General features: G+C 44.6%; 18 protein-coding genes. 3 read left to right on the forward strand and 15 right to left on the reverse strand.

Features of this window, described 5'->3' with window-relative positions:
• From ACVBDU_RS03775 to ACVBDU_RS03835, 13 genes are all read right to left on the reverse strand, one after another.
• The coding region (locus ACVBDU_RS03775; protein ID WP_447178008.1) for a transposase at positions 1-266 on the reverse strand (266 nt) is incomplete at its 3' end.
• 406 nt (positions 267-672) lie between these two features.
• The gene (locus tag ACVBDU_RS03780; protein WP_447178449.1) at positions 673-1,323 is read right to left on the reverse strand and encodes an alpha/beta hydrolase; all 651 of its coding nucleotides are present in this window, start codon (positions 1,321-1,323) and stop codon (positions 673-675) included.
• 231 nt (positions 1,324-1,554) lie between these two features.
• Complete coding sequence (locus ACVBDU_RS03785) at positions 1,555-2,250, reverse strand: SIMPL domain-containing protein (RefSeq protein WP_447178450.1); 696 nt, start codon at positions 2,248-2,250, stop codon at positions 1,555-1,557.
• Between the two features lie 145 nt (positions 2,251-2,395).
• Complete coding sequence (locus ACVBDU_RS03790; protein WP_447178451.1) at positions 2,396-3,007, reverse strand: hypothetical protein; 612 nt, start codon at positions 3,005-3,007, stop codon at positions 2,396-2,398.
• Between the two features lie 31 nt (positions 3,008-3,038).
• Positions 3,039-3,818, reverse strand: a complete 780-nt coding sequence (locus ACVBDU_RS03795) for a hypothetical protein (protein WP_447178452.1) — start codon at positions 3,816-3,818, stop codon at positions 3,039-3,041.
• A 341-nt stretch (positions 3,819-4,159) separates the two neighbouring features.
• Positions 4,160-5,212 (reverse strand): type I restriction endonuclease, encoded by a 1,053-nt coding sequence (locus tag ACVBDU_RS03800; protein WP_447178453.1) that lies wholly within the window; start codon positions 5,210-5,212, stop codon positions 4,160-4,162.
• A gap of 395 nt (positions 5,213-5,607) precedes the next feature.
• Entirely contained in the window at positions 5,608-5,826 is a 219-nt protein-coding gene (locus ACVBDU_RS03805) for a Na+/H+ antiporter NhaA (protein WP_447178454.1), read from the reverse strand.
• A 60-nt stretch (positions 5,827-5,886) separates the two neighbouring features.
• Positions 5,887-6,036 carry a Na+/H+ antiporter NhaA gene (locus ACVBDU_RS03810; protein ID WP_447178455.1) on the reverse strand — a complete coding sequence of 50 codons (150 nt, stop codon included), beginning with the start codon at positions 6,034-6,036 and terminating at the stop codon, positions 5,887-5,889.
• A 985-nt stretch (positions 6,037-7,021) separates the two neighbouring features.
• On the reverse strand, positions 7,022-7,987 hold the full coding sequence (locus ACVBDU_RS03815) for a calcium/sodium antiporter (RefSeq protein WP_447178456.1): 966 nt from the start codon (positions 7,985-7,987) through the stop codon (positions 7,022-7,024).
• Between the two features lie 145 nt (positions 7,988-8,132).
• A complete protein-coding gene (locus ACVBDU_RS03820) occupies positions 8,133-8,486 on the reverse strand; it encodes a hypothetical protein (protein ID WP_447178457.1) in 354 nt (117 codons plus the stop codon).
• Between the two features lie 126 nt (positions 8,487-8,612).
• A complete protein-coding gene (locus ACVBDU_RS03825) occupies positions 8,613-9,713 on the reverse strand; it encodes a fatty acid desaturase family protein (protein WP_447178458.1) in 1,101 nt (366 codons plus the stop codon).
• Between the two features lie 403 nt (positions 9,714-10,116).
• Entirely contained in the window at positions 10,117-10,308 is a 192-nt protein-coding gene (locus ACVBDU_RS03830; protein ID WP_447176536.1) for a cold-shock protein, read from the reverse strand.
• Between the two features lie 384 nt (positions 10,309-10,692).
• Positions 10,693-10,884, reverse strand: coding sequence for a cold-shock protein (locus ACVBDU_RS03835; protein ID WP_447178459.1), 192 nt, complete (start codon positions 10,882-10,884; stop codon positions 10,693-10,695).
• 514 nt (positions 10,885-11,398) lie between these two features.
• Here ACVBDU_RS03835 and ACVBDU_RS03840 point away from each other — a divergent pair.
• The 3 genes from ACVBDU_RS03840 (at position 11,399) to ACVBDU_RS03850 (ending at position 16,276) form a co-directional block, all read left to right on the forward strand.
• A complete protein-coding gene (locus tag ACVBDU_RS03840) occupies positions 11,399-11,710 on the forward strand; it encodes a transposase (protein ID WP_447178460.1) in 312 nt (103 codons plus the stop codon).
• Positions 11,711-11,763: 53 nt separating this feature from the next.
• Positions 11,764-15,714, forward strand: a complete 3,951-nt coding sequence (locus ACVBDU_RS03845; protein ID WP_447178461.1) for a hypothetical protein — start codon at positions 11,764-11,766, stop codon at positions 15,712-15,714.
• A 199-nt stretch (positions 15,715-15,913) separates the two neighbouring features.
• A complete protein-coding gene (locus ACVBDU_RS03850; RefSeq protein WP_447178462.1) occupies positions 15,914-16,276 on the forward strand; it encodes a hypothetical protein in 363 nt (120 codons plus the stop codon).
• 361 nt (positions 16,277-16,637) lie between these two features.
• Here ACVBDU_RS03850 and ACVBDU_RS03855 read toward each other — a convergent pair whose 3' ends face one another.
• Both ACVBDU_RS03855 and ACVBDU_RS03860 read right to left on the reverse strand, forming a co-directional pair.
• On the reverse strand, positions 16,638-17,372 hold the full coding sequence (locus ACVBDU_RS03855) for a sulfite exporter TauE/SafE family protein (RefSeq protein WP_447178463.1): 735 nt from the start codon (positions 17,370-17,372) through the stop codon (positions 16,638-16,640).
• A gap of 328 nt (positions 17,373-17,700) precedes the next feature.
• Positions 17,701-17,893: hypothetical protein (locus ACVBDU_RS03860; RefSeq protein WP_447178464.1), on the reverse strand; the 193-nt coding region annotated here is incomplete at its 5' end.

The following is a 17,893-nucleotide window of genomic DNA, read 5'->3' on the forward strand; positions in this document are numbered from 1 at the left end:
TGCTTTTGACCCAAAGCCCGTTCCAGCTCCTTAATGCGCTCTGCCTGCTCTTTTTGCTTCTTTGATAAACTTTTACTTTCCACTATCATTCGTGTATTACTCACGTAAAGATCGGAATATTTACGTAACCATTTATATACCGCCGTGGTACTTACCTGATAAAGCTGGCTAACATCACGAACCCGGAGTTCTCCCTTTTCAATCTGCTTGACTAATTGCAATTTGAGGCCTAAATCAAACACTCTGTGTTCTTGTCCTTTTTTCATTATACATTAAGTTTAAGAAAAAAGGCAACCTATGTTAGGCTTAGTCAAAGTGAAACCTGGCTTCAATACATCCCGGCAGAGCCGGGACACTCAGCCACCTCGCTTTGTGGAGCCTGAAGCCTGAAGCCTGGAACCTGGAACCTGGAACCTGGAACCTGGAACCTGAAACCTGGAACCTGGAACCTGAAACCTGAAACCTGAAACCTGAAACCTGAAACCTGAAACCTGAAACCTGGAACTTGCAACTTGCAACTTGGAACCTGAAACCTGGAACAAAGAAATAATCCCCCCAACTCCATCCCGATATATCGGGACTCCTCAACCCCGAACTGTAACACGGTTACCGCTTGCAGATTACCAATTACCGCTGCTGTCCTATATAATGCGTTTGCCCCGGGGTGCCACTTCAGTTCAGGGTATAATTACCTTTTGCCCATTGCATGGCAGGGTCCATCCATGCTTTAAGGGGCTTAAATAAAAAGCCGTGTCGCAGCCCGGTGTTTAATTCTATTTCTTTGAAATTCTTGATATTGCAGGTAGAGGCTTCTTTACGTTTTATAGCAGAGACCCCGAACGGATCGGTTTTTTCATAAATAGTCAGGATGTTACCGCAATAATTGATTTCCGGGATGTTCTGCAGGTCATTTTCCGTGAAACAGGCGACAAAAACAAAATGGAGAGCCGGATTTTGCATAAAGGTAGAGACGTACTGGGCAATATACCCCCCTTTTGAAGTGCCTATGACGGTTATATCGGACGGTTTTATCTGCATGTCCAGTAAACTGTCTACCTGCCTGCACACGTTTTGGGCATATTCCCGGGCATTGACGTTTCCCTGTCTTATTTCACTGATGACTTTAAAATCATGACTTTTAAAAACGTTCAGGATAGCATGGTATTCCGTACGGCCATATTCCGGATGAGATTCCCGGAGATCGTGCTCTTCTGGGAACCGGTTATGCAGGAAAAAAATATATTTTGTTTGATCCCCGCCGCCGAAACCGGGAGATGAGGAACAACAGGTTATGAGAAGGAAGATACCCAGGATTTTTTTCATTTGGTCTTTAGTACTGATACATTAAATTTTGATAACAGGTCAACTTCGTGTTCTTTGTGTATACTTGGAGCCTCCTTCGGCATCGCTAGGACATCGCTTTGTGGCTGATATTTAACCACAGAGAGCACGAAGATTTACACGAAGTTCACAAAGGTAAATTCAAATAAAAAAACAAAAAACATACTTAAGGCCTGTTATAAACTTATGGATTTCAAATCCGATATGGTTTAGTTATTCCAAAGAAAATTTTACCCGGACTTCACTTTCCACCTTGATTTTTTCGAAGGCAATCGGGGCGGGAGCATAATCGTCTTGCATTTCTTTTTTCAGGAAAAGCCCGGAAACCTGTCCCTGGAGCGCATTGACGATTCGGGTATTGGTGTCCGAAATATAAATAGCTTTTCCGAGGGATTGCTTCAGGGGTTTTGTCATGGCCTCTGCTTGTTGTTGTGCCCGGAGTATGGCAGCGGAACGCAGGATGAGTTCTAAAGATTCCATTCCGGAGTATTCTGTTTTACCCAGAAAAATATTGGATATTCCGGCTTCTTCCAGGGCACCTGCAACCTGCCCGGCAGTCCGGGCATCATGGACCAGGAGTTCGTAGGTCTTGGATTTCTGTACATCCTGTTTACGAAGAAAATAATTTTGAAAATTACTGGACAGATCGGAGAGCGTGAGTTGCTTTTTCACATCAATGGACAGAGATTCCAGTTTTCGGACCATTGCTGCTTCCATTTCTTCTACAGAGCGCTTTCCTTTGGTATCACTTTCGGTAATTGTGATGGAAAGAAAAATGCGATCGGGCATGACCAGGGTATCTGCCGTGGCCGACGTTTCAAGGTAAGGGGTATCGATAAAGTTTTTGGTCTGTGCAAAACCAATACTCACTATGGTAAGTAATAACGGGAAGAAACAGTATTTTTTCATAGATCGTTTTGTATTGAGTTTATATTTATCTTTTTGTAACCGATTCATAACAGGGTTTATGCTCTAAATATTATCCGTGTATCTCCCGATTTGGTCGGGACAGGCGGTGGCAAAACAGGTTTTTGAGTGATGCGACGATCACTTTTCAGGAGACATATAACACCTCCATATCGTGAATCACCCACCGGCCGTTTACCTTGCGGATACTGACCCGGATACCTTCGGCGCACAAACGTCCGCAATAGACTTCACCCCAGAATACACCATAGGAGCCGGTGGTATCGAACTGTATCCGGGAAAGAGAGATGATATCTGCATTTTCGGATTCGGAACGGTATATAAAAGTAATATCTTTTTCGGTTTTTAATTTGTTGAGGTCTATTTTATATCTATAAGAAATATCCGTGGTATCCGGGACGAGGCCGGTAATTGAGAAAAAATCTTCAAAATCCTCCCGGTCCGACGGTTTCAGGGGAAGAACGGAATCCTGAATGGCAATGACCCATTTCCTGTTTTGGATAGGTGTAGATTCGGCAATAGCCATAGTATCCGTGCTCCATTGATGTTGGCCTTGCGGCGCAGGCGGTGGTGGGGGAGGCGGAGGTAATGCATGAGAATAAGGTGTAGGATAAACAGAATCGATCCAGGCCGGAAAGATTTCGTACAGCACGGCTTTTTCATATTCCAAAGCGGGTTGTTTTTCAGTACAACCGGTAATTAAAAGGATGATAGCTATAAAAGATAGTGTGTATTTCATCGGGACGTTTTTTTTGGAGAGGGAGTTATATCTAAAAACCGAAAAGTCCATCGCTATTTTCATGCGGACTTGCGAATGTCATCTTTTTTGTTGTTTTGCCTGGTGTTCCGTCCGGATTTACCGGGGTAAAACACACCTGGTATTTCCCGGAATTCTTAAAAGTAAACGGCCCGTCGCACATGCCGTGCCCTACATAGAGTTTACCTTCTGCCGGCATTAGGTAATATGCTGTTTTTTGCCCGGTGGATAATTCCGTTACTTCGGTTTTAAACCAGGTTTCCCCGTCTTGTGTACCGGACACTTCAAAAACGGCATAGGCCGAAGGCCCGCATCCGTACTCATGGTATTCGTTTTTATCGTGGCGGATGCGAATATTGCTTGCGGCAGTTTTCGGAATAGCCGAAGAGGAGGTTGTCCAATACACCTTTTCATTTTCCCCGGTTTCCGGGTTCCATCGCGTCATCTCATTTTTTTGTTGTGTTTTGAGATTAGGATATTTCAGATAATAGGTTGTATTGGGTTGCAGGGGTTTTACGGGTTGGAGTATGGCCTGGGTAACCTCCATCCCGCCCGGGAATATTTCACAAAGTTCCAGAAGAACCGTTTCCCCGGAATCACTTTCCAGGTATATGGGATGTTTTTCAAGATCCTTTACGATTTGCTGGCTGTAGCCATAACCTTCGATAATAAACATGGAGTCCGGGCTTGTGTTTTTCGGGCCGGGAAAAAATTGCATGGCACTTCCTGCACAATCCGCAAAGATGTTTGATACGGTAAGTAATAAAACGAGGGATAAGTAAAGGGTTTTCATCCATGTTGGTTTTTAACCGCTATATCAATATCCGTTCCAGTTTAAGCCGGGGCAAAACCTTTTGTTGTTTTATTGCCATGGAGGTGTTTTCTGCCGGGATACCAGGTATGGAAAAGAGCGGTTACCGGGCGCTGTACCGGGCCGGTAATACGTTTTGTATTTAAGTCCGGAATCACGCTGCGAGGCAATGGCCCCTTCGTATTTTTATAGGTAAAAGGCGTTTGTTCGGTCATTAGATAGGATATACATGGAATATTTGGTGAATACGATCACCAAAAAAAGGTATAATTGGTGAGTATAATCACTGAAAATACGGGGGAATGCCGGAATAGGGCCAGATGTTATTCCTCTTCATAATACCCCACGGTCTCCAGTAACTGTTCTTCATACCTATAGATATCGTCAATAGATTCTATGATTTCCCTGGTTTCGTTCTTGTTCTCATCGAACAGGCCTATGTACTTGGTGATACGGTTGAGGTGCAGTCGGCATAGGGGTTTGCGGTTATTGTCGTCCAGAAGTATGCCGAAATAGGATTGCGTATCGCGGTAAACGATACGATTGACGGGTAGTTTTCGCCGCAGAATGGCCAGGACAATACGATAACCGTCCAGTTCCTCTTTGGTGGTTTCTATTTTGCTGGGCTCTTCTGCATCTGTTTCTGTTGCCTTCTGTTTTTCCTCTTCTTTGTTTAAGGCGGCATTCAGCCGGTCATTCACTTTGTCGCTGATAATCTGGTTAAAGGCTTTGTTCACAATTTCGGTGAACTCTTCCATAACGCCGGCAGTGAGCCTGCCGTGATATGCTTTCCCGGCAAATAATTTTACAAAATCGGGGGAAGGGGTGTGGATTTCGTGGTCTATAAGCGCCTTTATCTCCCGGGTATATTTCAGGTTGCTGGCGTTATTGACGATCTTGGAAACGTCAAATTTCGATTTGTGGAATTTTTCGATTTCTTTCACCGTATGTTCCTTGAGCTTGGTGATGTCAAATTCCAGGAACGGCCGGTTGTCCATTTTGTTGGTTTCCTCCAGGTCCGTATAAAAAAGGTAGGTAATACCGTTGGTAAGCAGGGCAAACCGGGTTTTGGTAACGTGAAAATAACGGAATAGCTGGGAGTTGTGGACATTGAGATCCTGTTTCCAGTGTTTGCACTCCACAATGAGGATAGGTACGCCGTTCTGGAAAATGGCATAATCTACTTTTTCTCCTTTTTTCAGGCCCAGGTCGGCAGTGAATTCGGGGATTACCTCGGTAGGATTAAAAGCGTCGTACCCGAGAATACTGATAAACGGCAGGGTAAATGCGTGTTTTGTAGATTCTTCGGTTTCGATCAGGTTTTTGAGCTGTTCTACTTTGTCGGCCAGTGCCTTTAGTTGGTTAAAAAGTTCCATGACGAATACGGTTTACTTTGATTTTTCGGATGTGTCCGTTTTGAAAATCAAAAGTACAATACCGTTTCGGGCTTATTATGCGGGAACCCGTAATCTGATAAAACCGGATGTTACAGGCTATACAAAAGTCTTAGACTGTCTCTTAGTTAATTAGCATAATAAGAGTTCCGTTCTGATGATAGTTACGGAGTTGGAAGTTTCGGAGAGAGCTGATCAAACCTGACATATGTTGTACCGGAGAATCTTAGAAAGTACGAACAATGTATGATATTTGTACGAATCCAAAAAACAGATTTTTCCAGACTTAAAACTTGGCAAACGAATTAAACTAACCGGGAGTTTTCAACTAAAAAGCCTTGTTTGCCGAAGGAAGTATTTGCAAGGTAAAGGGGAATTCAATCCAATAGAGAGGTTAAACAGGAAAGATTTGAACTGTAAAAAAGCCCGATTACTACCACGGCTCCCAGGTCGTCCACCGTAACCAGGGCCACTAAAAAGACCTTTGCAGCAAGGGGAACCCGCTTACGGATTATCTCCAGAAGGGCCAGTGTAAATACAATATCGGTAGCCATAGGAATACCCCATCCGTCGGTAGAGGTCAGTCCGTCATTCACCCATTCATGCAGCGTATAATCGAGATGACGATTACCGAATTCTATATCCAGAGGGGTTTCTCAGAATTTGCCGTATGCGTGTTGAAAGGGAGAATTGATAAGTATAAGTGCAACAATAACTGCGATTAAAAGGATAATACCGCCCGAATGCTCGAAATGAATAAATTTATGAACCGGGGATAAGGCCTTATCCAGTAGATATTTCTGCATGATTTACGTTTTTATATAATGAACTCGTCGTTTAAACTTTTACCATCCCGGTAATCTCGACTATCGGGATCGGGAGGCTGGAAAATGATCTTTTATTGTCGCCGCGCCACCTGGCCCCTTTACTAAAAATTACCATTGGCCGTTCGGTCCTGTTTTTTTCTCACCTCATAGATACGGCTTCCAGGCACTTTTTATTTCCCCCAGTACCACCAGCGTATCATTTTCTTTCAGTACGGTACTTCTATCCCGCATCAAAATTGGTTGTCTCTCATAATTATGACAATAATGGCTCCTTTCGGAAAGCCGACATCTGCATACGAGTTGCCCTTATCAATGGGGATTTCCCGGATGATCAATTTTACCTCTTCGGATATCAGCGTTCCCTTCAGGGATTTTACTTTCTTCTGTTCTGAACATCATTTCAACGGACAAAAACAACACCAAGGAGGGAACCCCGAAACGGTAGGATGTTTTTCCGGCGAGAATACTAGGGCCTGTTAACACTACACACTCAAAGCGGTTTTTTGGCCTATTTTCTGCCTCTCTTCGTTATTTTTTCCTTATTTGGCGCTACCAAACTCGTCAAACATGCCTCGATAGACAAAAAATATACTCAAAAATCCATCTTTTCTGGTAGTGTTAACAGGCCCTAATGAATAAAAGTAAAGATCTTATTAAAAGGATATTTTTCTATAGTGATAAATAGTACGGATGCATTAAATTTTGATAACAGGTCAACTTCGTGTTCTTTGTGCATACTTGGAGCCTCTTTCGGCATCGCTCAGGACATCGCTTTGTGGCTGATATTTAACCACAGAGAGCACGAAGATTTACACGAAGTTCACAAAGGTAAATTCAAATCAAAAAAAACATGCTTAAGACCAGTTATATTAGTACTATGGAAGGACGGACTGAAAATTAACGTATCACTACTAATTGATAAACATGTATTTCTAATAGCAGTTTTTTTCTGATTATTTTGGTTTTACAAGGTTTTATGTACCAGGTAAGCCATATACGAAACATAGAAAACCAGGAGTACAATAGCTTCCCAACGATCTACTTTTTTCCTTTTTCCGGTAAACATGGCCAGGAACAAAAATGTGGACCCTCCGGCCAGGATATAAACTTCCGTGTTAAAATCCGTATGATAGTTTATGGGCGATATGAGGGCTGATGTACCGAGGATCAATAACAGGTTGAAGATATTGGAGCCAACCACATTTCCCACAGCCAGGTCTATGTTTCGTTTGTATACCGATACGACGGAGGTGGCCAGTTCCGGTAGTGAAGTGCCTGCGGCTACGATGGTGAGGCTGATGATCTTATCACTTACCCCTAATGATTGTGCTATTTCCCTGGCTTGTGTAACCACCAGTTGTCCGCCGAAAATCAATCCGGCGAGTCCTAAAATGAGGTATAGCACTATCCTGCCTGTCGAGAAGTTTGTTTTTACCTCCACAATATCATCTTCCCGGGCTGACATCAGTTGTTTGTAGATGTAGAATAGGAAGCCGGAGAATACGAGAAGCAACAACACTCCTTCCCATCTCACCAGGGAGTTTTCTGCACTGCCGTACAGTAAACGGTCATTTACGAGGAATAACAGTACTGCGGTAAGAATAAGCGAAAAGGGGATCTCTTTTAATGCCGTGTTTGACGTTACTGATAATGGCCGGATAAGACCACAAATACCAAGTATGATAAACAGGTTAAAATTGTTACTGCCAATGATATTGCCATATACGATATCGTCAAAACCCTTGGAGGCAGCCATGACGTTGACTACCAGCTCCGGTGCTGAGGTACCGAAAGCAACAATAGTAAGCCCGATAAGAATATCCGGAACACGGAATCTTCGGGCCAGGGCAGAAGCTCCTTCCACCAGGGCATGGGCTCCGAATATGAGGATAAGCAACCCGAAAGCAAATATCGCTATCAACAGATACATTTGGCTAAATGATATAAAAATCTGAATACTATATACGGCCTGATTTTTTGTTTTTAAAAGGCATACGCCTGTTGTTGTCCCCAACGTGGGAAGAATATACAGCAGGTTTATAATAAGTTGTTTACCTGGTGTTGGAGAAGGAGATTCACCAGAAAATGTGGTGAGGATAAAGCAGCATGGTGATCCTATAGCTTATATCCTGAAAATCCTCCGTGTTCGGAGTATCGCAGAGGGGGGAAGAGAGAAGCTGAGGTGATTTTTTCGAAACGATATATGTGTTGGATCCGTTTTTGCGTTTTCCCCAGTTTTCAGGACTTTTTTGGTTTTTTAAAGAATGGAAAAAAAGTAAGGTCTCGATGTCCTTTTTCTCTAGTATTCGAATTTTCAGGTTCTTTGGAGGACTCTTTACCAATGTATCGGCATAAGAGATACGAGGGAAGCAGAAATAGCAAAGCACTACTCCAATACCTATAAATGCCTCTTTTACAGAAATTCCCATAGGTCCAAATATATATATTTTATGGTAATTACAGCTAAAACAGACTTTACTATTTTATTAAGGTTTGTGGTGCCCCGGGAACGCCCCCCTGTTTCTTTACTATTATTTTGATTGAGGTACGTAAGATTAGGAAGAAACAGGTACTATCTCTGTTTTTCCCAATTGTCGCAGCATACGTGTATGATCGGCCACGGCAGAGACAAAGGTTTTTTTCATGTGGTACGGAAGGCCGTATTCTTGTGCTGTTTGCATAACTATATGCGATATTTTCCTGTAATGAATATGGCATATATTGGGCAGTAAATGATGTTCTACCTGGTAATTAAGGCCCCCTATCAACCAGGAAAAGAACCGGCTTCGGGGAGAAAAATTACTGGTGGTAGCGAGCTGGTGCATAAACCAGTCGTTTTCGATAATACCATCTCTGTCGGCCAGCGGATACTCGGTGGCGGGCATAATATGGGCCACCTGGAATACACTGCTTATGCAGAGGCCGGTAACCATGTGCATGCCTAAGAAGGCCAGTATAATTATTCCGGGAGATAAAGGCACTATAACAAGCGGTAGTGCCAGCGCATAGCTGTAATAGAGTAACTTCCAGCCGATAAGATTCAGCAGTTCCTTTTTATATTCGCCTTTTTTGTCCAGGAAACCCATTTTTTTATAGCGATGGAGCCTTATAAAGTCCTTTGCCGTTATCCACATCAGGGTAGAAATGCTGTAGAAGAACCATACATAGATGTGCTGGAATTTTTGGACCCGGTGTTTGCTGGCATGAGGCGAAAAACGCAGAAAGAACGGTACATTGATATCGTCATCGGCCTGCTGAATATTGGTATAGGTGTGATGTAGCACGTTGTGCTGTATTTTCCATACGGTGGCATTGGCCCCGATGAGGTTCATCGTATATCCCAGGTATTTGTTTACTTTACGGTTTCTGGAATACGAACCGTGAATGGCATCGTGCATAATGCCCATGCCTATTCCGGCCATACCCAGGCCGCTTATTATATAGAGCGTGAAAAGCAGTAGGGTATGATGTATTATGCCGGTATTGATTAGTATGAGGGGCGTAAAGAACGCAAAAAGCATAACAAAGGTTTTACTCACCATGCTTTTATTGGCGTGTTTGCTGATATTGTTGGTTTTGAAATAGGCATTTATCCTGCTTCTTAACGTCTTGGAAAAATCGGAATGCCGGTTTGTCGAAAATCTCGGGGTATTCATGTTTACCGATGTTTTTTAGAGCCGAAGACAGTTTTTACCTTTTGTCATTTACAATGGAGCAGTACTTCCGTTTTCCGGGACAGGCAGGAGTACACGGAAGAAATACCGATATAATCCTTGTTGTTACATCCATTTCCGGGGCAGGATCTGAAAATCAGGGATACTGTTGCCATGTAAAATACAGAAAAGAAAAGCATTCAAAGAAAGATCCGAAAGATATTAAAAATGAAGACCGCCCGACTATATTTTGTTACGGAGCAAGCTACGTCTTATTTTTCAGGGTTCCTAATGCTAAAATGTTAGATTTCTTTCGGACTCCCGCCGCCCGGAGCGGGGCGAAAATGGAAACGTAAAAAAACCACCCCGGCAAGAGGTGGCTTTACAATAATATGATAAGGATATATTATATCGCTGTAACATTTACTGCTGTAAGGCCTTTCTGGCCTTGTTCCACACTATACGTAACTTTGTCATTGTCACGGATGCGGCTGTTCAGTCCTGATGTATGTACAAATACATCTTTTCCACCATCGTCGGGTGTAATGAAGCCATAACCCCTGGATTCATTAAAAAATTTAACTGTTCCTTTATCCATTTTAAAAAATTTATCACCTCAAAGGTAGCTTAATTATTTGTTTTTCAGTATGTTTTTGATTGGTTTATTGTCCTTTTAAAGGTTAAAAATCCGCCATTTCACTGTGGTTCTCCGGATTTTATATTTTTTGGGAACGGATAGGCAAATGATTAAAGATATCGATACACCTGCATGCTTTGTAGTAGGAACCCAGGGGGATTTGTTGCGTGGTGATATCCTTGTTTTTGAAGGATATTTACAGAGAAGGATAATCCGGAATAATGATTGTTACGACCGAATACCTGGCCCGGCGACTACTGCCATACCGGGTAAGAAACGCCGGATAAAAGCAAAAAAAAAGCCGCCCTGGTTGGGGGCAGCCTAACAATAATATGACAAGGACAATTATATCACTGTAACATTTACTGCATTAAGACCTTTTTTGCCTCGTTCCACATCGTAGCTAACTTCGTCGTTTTCGCGTACGTTGTCGTTCAATCCTGATGCATGTACAAATACATCTTCTCCACCGTCATCCGGTGTTATGAAACCAAAACCTTTGGTGTCATTAAAAAACTTTACTCTTCCTTTATTCATTTTAAAAAAAATTATTAGGCAAAGGTATGTTAATTATTTGGGTTTCAACAAACTTAATTGGCTTTATTTCTCTTGAGCGGTAGATTCCGGATGGAAAAAATACCCGGTGAAGCCGCTCCATACCTCAAAAACAGGGCAGTACGCTTTCGGAAATATTTTTTCTTTTCGCGCTTTTCGAGAGGGTTTTATTTTGGTAAAACAAGAGCATTATTATGGATACGGACAAAAAACGTACTATCTTTTTTAGTTATTTGTTTTTAGTATATGAAGTGATTTAAACTTTTTTTGAATTAGGGCCTGTTAATACTACACACTCAAAGCGGCTTTTTGGCCTATTTTCTGCCTCTCTTCGTTATTTTTTCCTTATTTGGCGCTGCCAAACTCGTCAAACATGCCTCGATAGACAAAAAATATACTCAAAAATCCATCTTTTCTGGTAGTGTTAACAGGCCCTAAAAGAAAGGGTTGTAGATCTTTGTGTTTCGAAACATAAATAACACCCAAACAACCCTTTATGTACAGTGTACTTGACAAAGATATGATAGAAATTGAAATTGTCCCATTGATCCCGAGAACAAAAAGAGGATTCCCTCCGACAGTTCCCCTTGTAGAGATCGTCAATGCGATCCTCTACAAGCTCAAGACCGGGGTGCAATGGAACCAATTGCCTGTAAAGGCTCTTTTCTCGGGAGTGTCCCTTAGCTGGCAAGCAGTCTACCACCATCGAAAGGTGGAAAGGGGGCAACTATTTATCATTCATTGTTATAGCTTTGGAAAAATTCAAAAAGAGAAGCAAGAAAAAAGCTTAAACCACTTCAATATGTAAGGCGATAGTTTTTATCTTTAGCAGAAATTAACCTGTTTAAACCAAAGTAAATTATGGATAACTCCCCCTCCCCTGAAATGATGCCTGGAGCACAAACGATGAGCAATCAAAATTTCAGCCAAAGCGGTACAGCCATTTTGAGCTCAGTGCCGTTCTACATCCAAACCGCTATTAACGGCGGGAATCCGAACAATGCGGGTCCTAAATCCGTGCTTTCCAGAAGGAGCGGTATCATCATTGACAACTGGACTCCGGGTAACCCGGAACAGATGTGGCAGTTCAACGGAGACGGCAGCATCAGTCCCGCCGGTACCACATCCCTGGTACTTACGGCGCAGAGTACCAGTCCAACGAGCTGCGTGCAGATTACCCTCGAACCATTTGCCAGCGATCAGCAGCTTACCACTGCACAGATATGGACGGTCAATGGCAACTATTTATCCGTGAATATGAGCGGCAGTATTGGCACGGTATATCTGAACCTGTACGGGGCCAATCAGTCTCCCGGTACCATCGTAATCACTTACGAGTATTCTACCGGTGATAACGAAAAATGGTTCCTGTTCCCTGCAACGCCTGTCCAGATTGCTGGCAACAGTTTTTATATCCAAACAGCCTTAAGCGGATCAGAAAACGGACAGGCTAACCCTTATGTAATGGCAAACAACAATGGTGTAGTGATCGACCAATTCTCTCCGGGCAGCAGCGCACAGATCTGGTCGGTAAATGGGAATGGCACAATAAGCCCCGCCAACGACAGCGGCTATGTACTCACGGCAGACAGCTCGGGCAGTGGCCAGGTAACGCTGCAAAAATTTGACAGCAGCACCCAGACGCCAAGCGCCGAACAGACCTGGTACCAGGGCGAAGGACAGTTTTGCGTCAATCTCGGCACTTGGGAAAATCCAAACAATTTATTCCTCAGTGTCCAGGGAGATGGGACACCTGCTTCCGGGACAGCAGTGATCACCTATACACAGACCAAGGACAATAATGAATACTGGATCCTGATCGATGCAGCACCTATAATGAACGGAGACTGGTTCTACCTTAAAACGCAGATGCCCAACAATGCAAATGACCGCTCGGAGTATGTAATGACGGTTTCGCAGAGTACAGGTGGGGCAGGTACAGCTGTGGTGATCGAACCCATGCTGCCCGGCGCTGCCGCACAGTTGTGGAAGATGACTCCTGGCGGTACCATTATAAGTGCCTTGAATCTTTCTATGTGCCTTTCGGAAGGAGGTGACGAACAAAATGTTACGATACAAAACGTAGGAGACACTAATTTTAACCAACAGTGGTTTCTGATGTCCAACGGCATGCTCGCCAACGGAACATCAGGAGACAACTTTTACCTCAACGTGCAGGACGGAGGTAACGCCTCTTCTGGTGCAAACCTGATTACTTATGGATTCAGCATCGCATCGAACGAAACCTGGGTGCCTATTCCGTATCTGCCACAGGGCCTATGGTTTACGATCCGAAACTCCGCCTATGCACCAGACGGGCCGCTGAGTACAATGCTGAGCGTGACCACGGATGGAAGCGTCACGCTTGCCGGCCCGGAAGGGGGATCTACCACGCCGACGGGACAGGCAGCGATATACCAACTCTGGCGCAAGACGATCGATGGTTTTATCGTGAGCGCTACCAATCCAAGCTTAGCCCTTACTGCCCTGGGATCGGACGGTGGTCTTGGCGTATCGCTGATTGGTACGGACAATACAAACCAAAAATGGATTACCGGCTATTCGCAGTACAATACGGTTACAGTTAATGGTAAAGCAGAAAAAATCATTGCCGGAACGTTAGAAAGTGTGAGCTTCGGTCAGGTACTGAACAATACGACCTTGCAGGCCCCACCATCGCAATCGCAGGCTTATACTGCGAGCGAACTGTGGTATATCGTTCCGCAGGCAATGCCCTTTGGCGAATCTACAACCATTGGTAACAGGGCGGACGATGGAAGCAATGGTCTTTACCTGACTCTGGCAGATAAGGCCCAGTCCGGTGTCTTTCCGGTCAATGCACAAGCTATCCCGGAAAATAACACCTTTTCGATGTGGACCTATCAATATCCCGGCTACCTGGTCAGCAACGTTAATGACGAACTTGTGTTGTCTCTGGAGCTTGGCAGTGGAGGCACAATCGAAAGCCCGGCATTTATGGATAATATCGTTGCCTATCCACGCCAGCCTGGCGCCCAATCATTCCAGCTATGGACGGTAACCAACGATGGGCTGATCATCAACCAGCGTAGCGGCAAGGCACTAACCATCCCTGCCCCTTCGTCACCGCCGGCTTCTTCCTACATTGTAAGTACCAATTCGATCCAGTCCGGTACGCCCAACCCCTACCAGGTATGGGACTTTTCACCGGGCAGGGCACTACGGGTTGTCCTTCAACAGCCTGCTGTAGCGTTCAATACCGGAACAGCGGACGAGCAGAAAGCCTATAATTATTTGTGCAGTGAGCTAGGTCTTCCCGGCGGCATCCGTGCCCAGTACCAGAACCTGACTGCACCCATGAGCAGCTACCAGGCCCAAATCAATATGATCGCCGTCGGCCTGGCAACAGGTAGGATAAAACCGGACGGTTCGGCAATAACAGCGGCTGATATCCCCATCCTGCAAGATGTTGCCGAACAGCTGCAAAAAGAAATTACAGCCGTAATTTCGGTGCAACTACTTTTCCAGCAAGCGACAACACTGTATCTTTCGCTTAGCCAGGCTCAGGCCATGATGCTTGCCGACCTGATCACCAACTGTGCCTTTACCGCTCCGGTAAATACGAAAGTGCCGCCGCACAAAAAAAGCAAAAGTTGGATATGGGATCTTGTGGAAGGCATCCTTTATACCGGCATGAACCTGGCCGGGGCTGGCGTGGGCGAAATCAAAGATGCAGGCTTTGTGGTCAAAAACGTGCTTCCATGCTTTGCGAACGTCATGGCAGCCGGCTTTACCAGCGGGCAGAGTTACCTGACGGGCAATACCCAAACCGATATGACCAAACTGCATACTTACGAGCAGAATATCTATAACTTCGAAATGACTGTCGCGGAGCTGCAGCAGGGGTTGCTCGATGAATTTGAAGAATTGGGCAATGCTTTGGGACGCATTGAAGCACTGATCCTGGGCGATGCCTATAAGCTACAGGCGGTCTTTGATATGTGCCGCGGCTATGGCAACATGTCTTCGCTTTTCTGGCCTTCAATCATGGCAGCCATGGATACCGATGAAATGCTTAAGGTATACAGCCAAGGAGTGCTTAAAGTCCTGTTGCCGGCCAATCCTGACTTCCAGATAAAAGCGACCATGCACTGTAACTATGGCAGCCGTCTTAGTGAAGGGTGGCACGATTCTACCCTGTACATCAACAATGCTGACGGCACCCAGAACAGCTATATAGGCGTAAACCTGAGCGCGCAGCTCATGAATATGGTGTGGGCAAGCGGGGCCGATGGGAACGCGTTCTTTGCCGGGCTCAACGGCTGGGCGCTGGACACTGAATATCAGGGGCTGATGGCAGAGTCCGGCGATACAAACTATGTTCCAACGGCTGCGTCCTCGCTGGTAATCATCGAAAACTTTACAAACGTGGCCCTGGCTGTAACGCTCCAACTGGATAATCTTGCCGCAAGCGACTACCAAACCAACGGATCCTCTATTCCCGTTGCCCCCTACGGATCCATCCAGATTGCAGGTGGCTCCTTCGCGACGCCGGACCAAATGACGAGCGGCGGCACAGCCAAGAATTATTGGGCCCATGCAATGTATACACAAAGTACGCCAGGAGTTAGCATTACCGCCAATGGACAAATGGCTGCCCAGTTCGATATCAACAACTCAACGAACCAGCAGACCTATAAAACGGTAGCTGAGATACCCGCCCCGACCTATACCATCGGAAATTTCTCCCAGTCCAGTCCCTTCAACTGCAATATCAAAATCCGGTATGGAACCTACGGTATGGCTTTTATCCAGGTTGCGATTACTGCTTAACATTTAAAAGGATATATACTACCATGGGCGCCGAAAGGCGCCCATGGTTATTAGGGCCTGTTAACACTACACACTCAAAGCGGCTTTTTGGCCTATTTTCTGCCTCTCTTCGTTATTTTTTCCTTATTTGGCGCTACCAAACTCGTCAAACATGCCTCGATAGACAAAAAATATACTCAAAAATCCATCTTTTCTGGTAGTGTTAACAGGCCCTAGTTCATTTCCGAGAAAGGTACGAACACACAAGACTACCAACGCTCTGTATCTTAGCGATAGACAGGGCTTACCGTTGGCCATGTCCGAACTGGTGTTAGGCAATCCCAATGACCTCTATAATATAGAAGTCCAGTTTGAGGTGGTCACCGGTACTTTGGAACAGGCCAACGTTGGTATTGACGGATTGTTTCTCAACGCCGATGCGGGCTTTGATTCCAAGGATTTCCGAAAGGCTTGCTCCAAGAAGGAAATTAATGCCAACATCTGTTTCAACAAGCGTAAAGGCAACAAGGATAGGGACGAATATTTTGACAAAGAACTTTATGGTCAGCGGTACGCCATCTAACGTCCCAATGCATGGATGGACGGCTTCCGCTCACTATGAAGCAGGTTTGATACCACCACCGAAAGCTGGAAAGGCTTCAACTACCTGTGCTTCGTGGTCCTGACACTAAAAAAACGCAAAATAAAAAGTCTAAATGAGTTCTATGACAAAAATCGTCTTGACAAGGTTTCTCGGAAAATCAGTTTTACCCCCTCCCGATAATAGCGGGACTAAAGGGAGTCTGATTTTCCTCAATTTCTCCCTTTAGGCGCTCATTGATCCCGATATTTCGGGACAGCCGAAATGGCAGGGGTGAAAAATTGAGGAAAATCCGGTAGAATTGAATTTTGTCATGTAGTAAGGTTATTCGTCTTTCGTGCAATTACATTAAGGACTGGTATAGCAATAACAACCCGATAGCAATTAACCCGAGGTAGATGTAGTTTATAAAAGCGTCCCGGTTTAATTGGTTATTGAGATACCGGCCCATAAAAACAGCCGGAATAACCACGGGGAGCGAAATAAAAAAATAGTGTGTTACCGTAGAACTCCAGAGTCCTTTATACCAGTAACCGCACATGCCCATTATACCTGCCGGCAGAAAATAGGCCTGTAGCGTAGCCCTGAAATGCCTGGCTGTCCAGTTGCGCATATTGCCATAAACTACCAGCGGGGGACCGTTTACCCCATAGGCGCCGCCAAATACCCCGGATAAAAAGCCGCAGATAAAAAGCCATACTTTGTTGTCGGATTCCAGTTTGAATGTCCGTGCAGACATCATGGAATATATGCCATATGCCATGAGAAGTATGCCAAGCCCCGATTTGACGAGGTCCTCATTTCCGTAAACAAGCAGCAATAAACCTATAGGGATGCCTAAAACAGCAAAAATGATCAGCCATTTTGCGCTGTTCAGGTGTATCTGTTTTCTGTCCTGTACGACTACAACGGCCGCAATGGTAATGGAGATGAGAACGGAAAGAGGTACGGCAATTTCTATGGGGATCCATAGAATAAGCAGAGGCACGGCTACCAAAGATTCTCCAAAGCCGAAAGTGGAACGGACCAGTGTAGCCATAAAGATAATGGCCAGAATATAAAAAGTGATTAAATCCATAGTGTAAAAACATCTGTAAACCGGGGTATACCTCAGGGCAAACGCATCATAAAATTATAAATAGTTCAAGGTCGCAGGTTACAAGTTGCAGGTTACAATTACAGGTTGCAGTTGCACTGTGCGGAGCCGAAGGGCAGGTTACAAGTCCCGGGTTTCAAGCCAAAACAAAGGTGGCTGAGTGTCCCGAACGCAGTTCGTTATGTAATCGAAGCCACCTCGTCTCCCTATCATTACTGCAATTTTCGTTCATCTAACTCCATCACCTATCCTCTTATTTCCCAAACTCCTTTACCTCAAGGTCACATTATCAAATTCTCCCTTTCTCATATTACCAAATGCGCTGCACATAATGCGTTTGCCCTGGGGTATACCTGTTTTGAAAAAGATTTTCCCGGAACGTCAATACCTTACAGGAGAACCATAAGACAAACGCATTAAAAAAACTATAATTGCAGCGTTTAAAATTCCAGGTTACAAGTTCCAGGTTCCAGCACAAAACGAGGTGGCTGAGTGTTCCGGGC

It is taken from the genome of Sinomicrobium endophyticum (genome assembly GCF_052983315.1).

Excerpts from the sequence above, each read along its gene's own strand:
- ACVBDU_RS03780 (WP_447178449.1), bottom strand. The coding sequence starts at position 1,323 with ATGAAAAAAATCCTGGGTATCTTCCTTCTCATAACCTGTTGTTCCTCA.
- ACVBDU_RS03785 (WP_447178450.1), bottom strand. The coding sequence starts at position 2,250 with ATGAAAAAATACTGTTTCTTCCCGTTATTACTTACCATAGTGAGTATT.
- ACVBDU_RS03790 (WP_447178451.1), bottom strand. The coding sequence starts at position 3,007 with ATGAAATACACACTATCTTTTATAGCTATCATCCTTTTAATTACCGGT.
- ACVBDU_RS03795 (WP_447178452.1), bottom strand. The coding sequence starts at position 3,818 with ATGAAAACCCTTTACTTATCCCTCGTTTTATTACTTACCGTATCAAAC.
- ACVBDU_RS03800 (WP_447178453.1), bottom strand. The coding sequence starts at position 5,212 with ATGGAACTTTTTAACCAACTAAAGGCACTGGCCGACAAAGTAGAACAG.
- ACVBDU_RS03810 (WP_447178455.1), bottom strand. The coding sequence starts at position 6,036 with ATGCAGAAATATCTACTGGATAAGGCCTTATCCCCGGTTCATAAATTT.
- ACVBDU_RS03815 (WP_447178456.1), bottom strand. The coding sequence starts at position 7,987 with ATGTATCTGTTGATAGCGATATTTGCTTTCGGGTTGCTTATCCTCATA.
- ACVBDU_RS03820 (WP_447178457.1), bottom strand. The coding sequence starts at position 8,486 with ATGGGAATTTCTGTAAAAGAGGCATTTATAGGTATTGGAGTAGTGCTT.
- ACVBDU_RS03825 (WP_447178458.1), bottom strand. The coding sequence starts at position 9,713 with ATGAATACCCCGAGATTTTCGACAAACCGGCATTCCGATTTTTCCAAG.
- ACVBDU_RS03830 (WP_447176536.1), bottom strand. The coding sequence starts at position 10,308 with ATGGATAAAGGAACAGTTAAATTTTTTAATGAATCCAGGGGTTATGGC.
- ACVBDU_RS03835 (WP_447178459.1), bottom strand. The coding sequence starts at position 10,884 with ATGAATAAAGGAAGAGTAAAGTTTTTTAATGACACCAAAGGTTTTGGT.
- ACVBDU_RS03840 (WP_447178460.1), top strand. The coding sequence starts at position 11,399 with ATGTACAGTGTACTTGACAAAGATATGATAGAAATTGAAATTGTCCCA.
- ACVBDU_RS03845 (WP_447178461.1), top strand. The coding sequence starts at position 11,764 with ATGGATAACTCCCCCTCCCCTGAAATGATGCCTGGAGCACAAACGATG.
- ACVBDU_RS03855 (WP_447178463.1), bottom strand. The coding sequence starts at position 17,372 with ATGGATTTAATCACTTTTTATATTCTGGCCATTATCTTTATGGCTACA.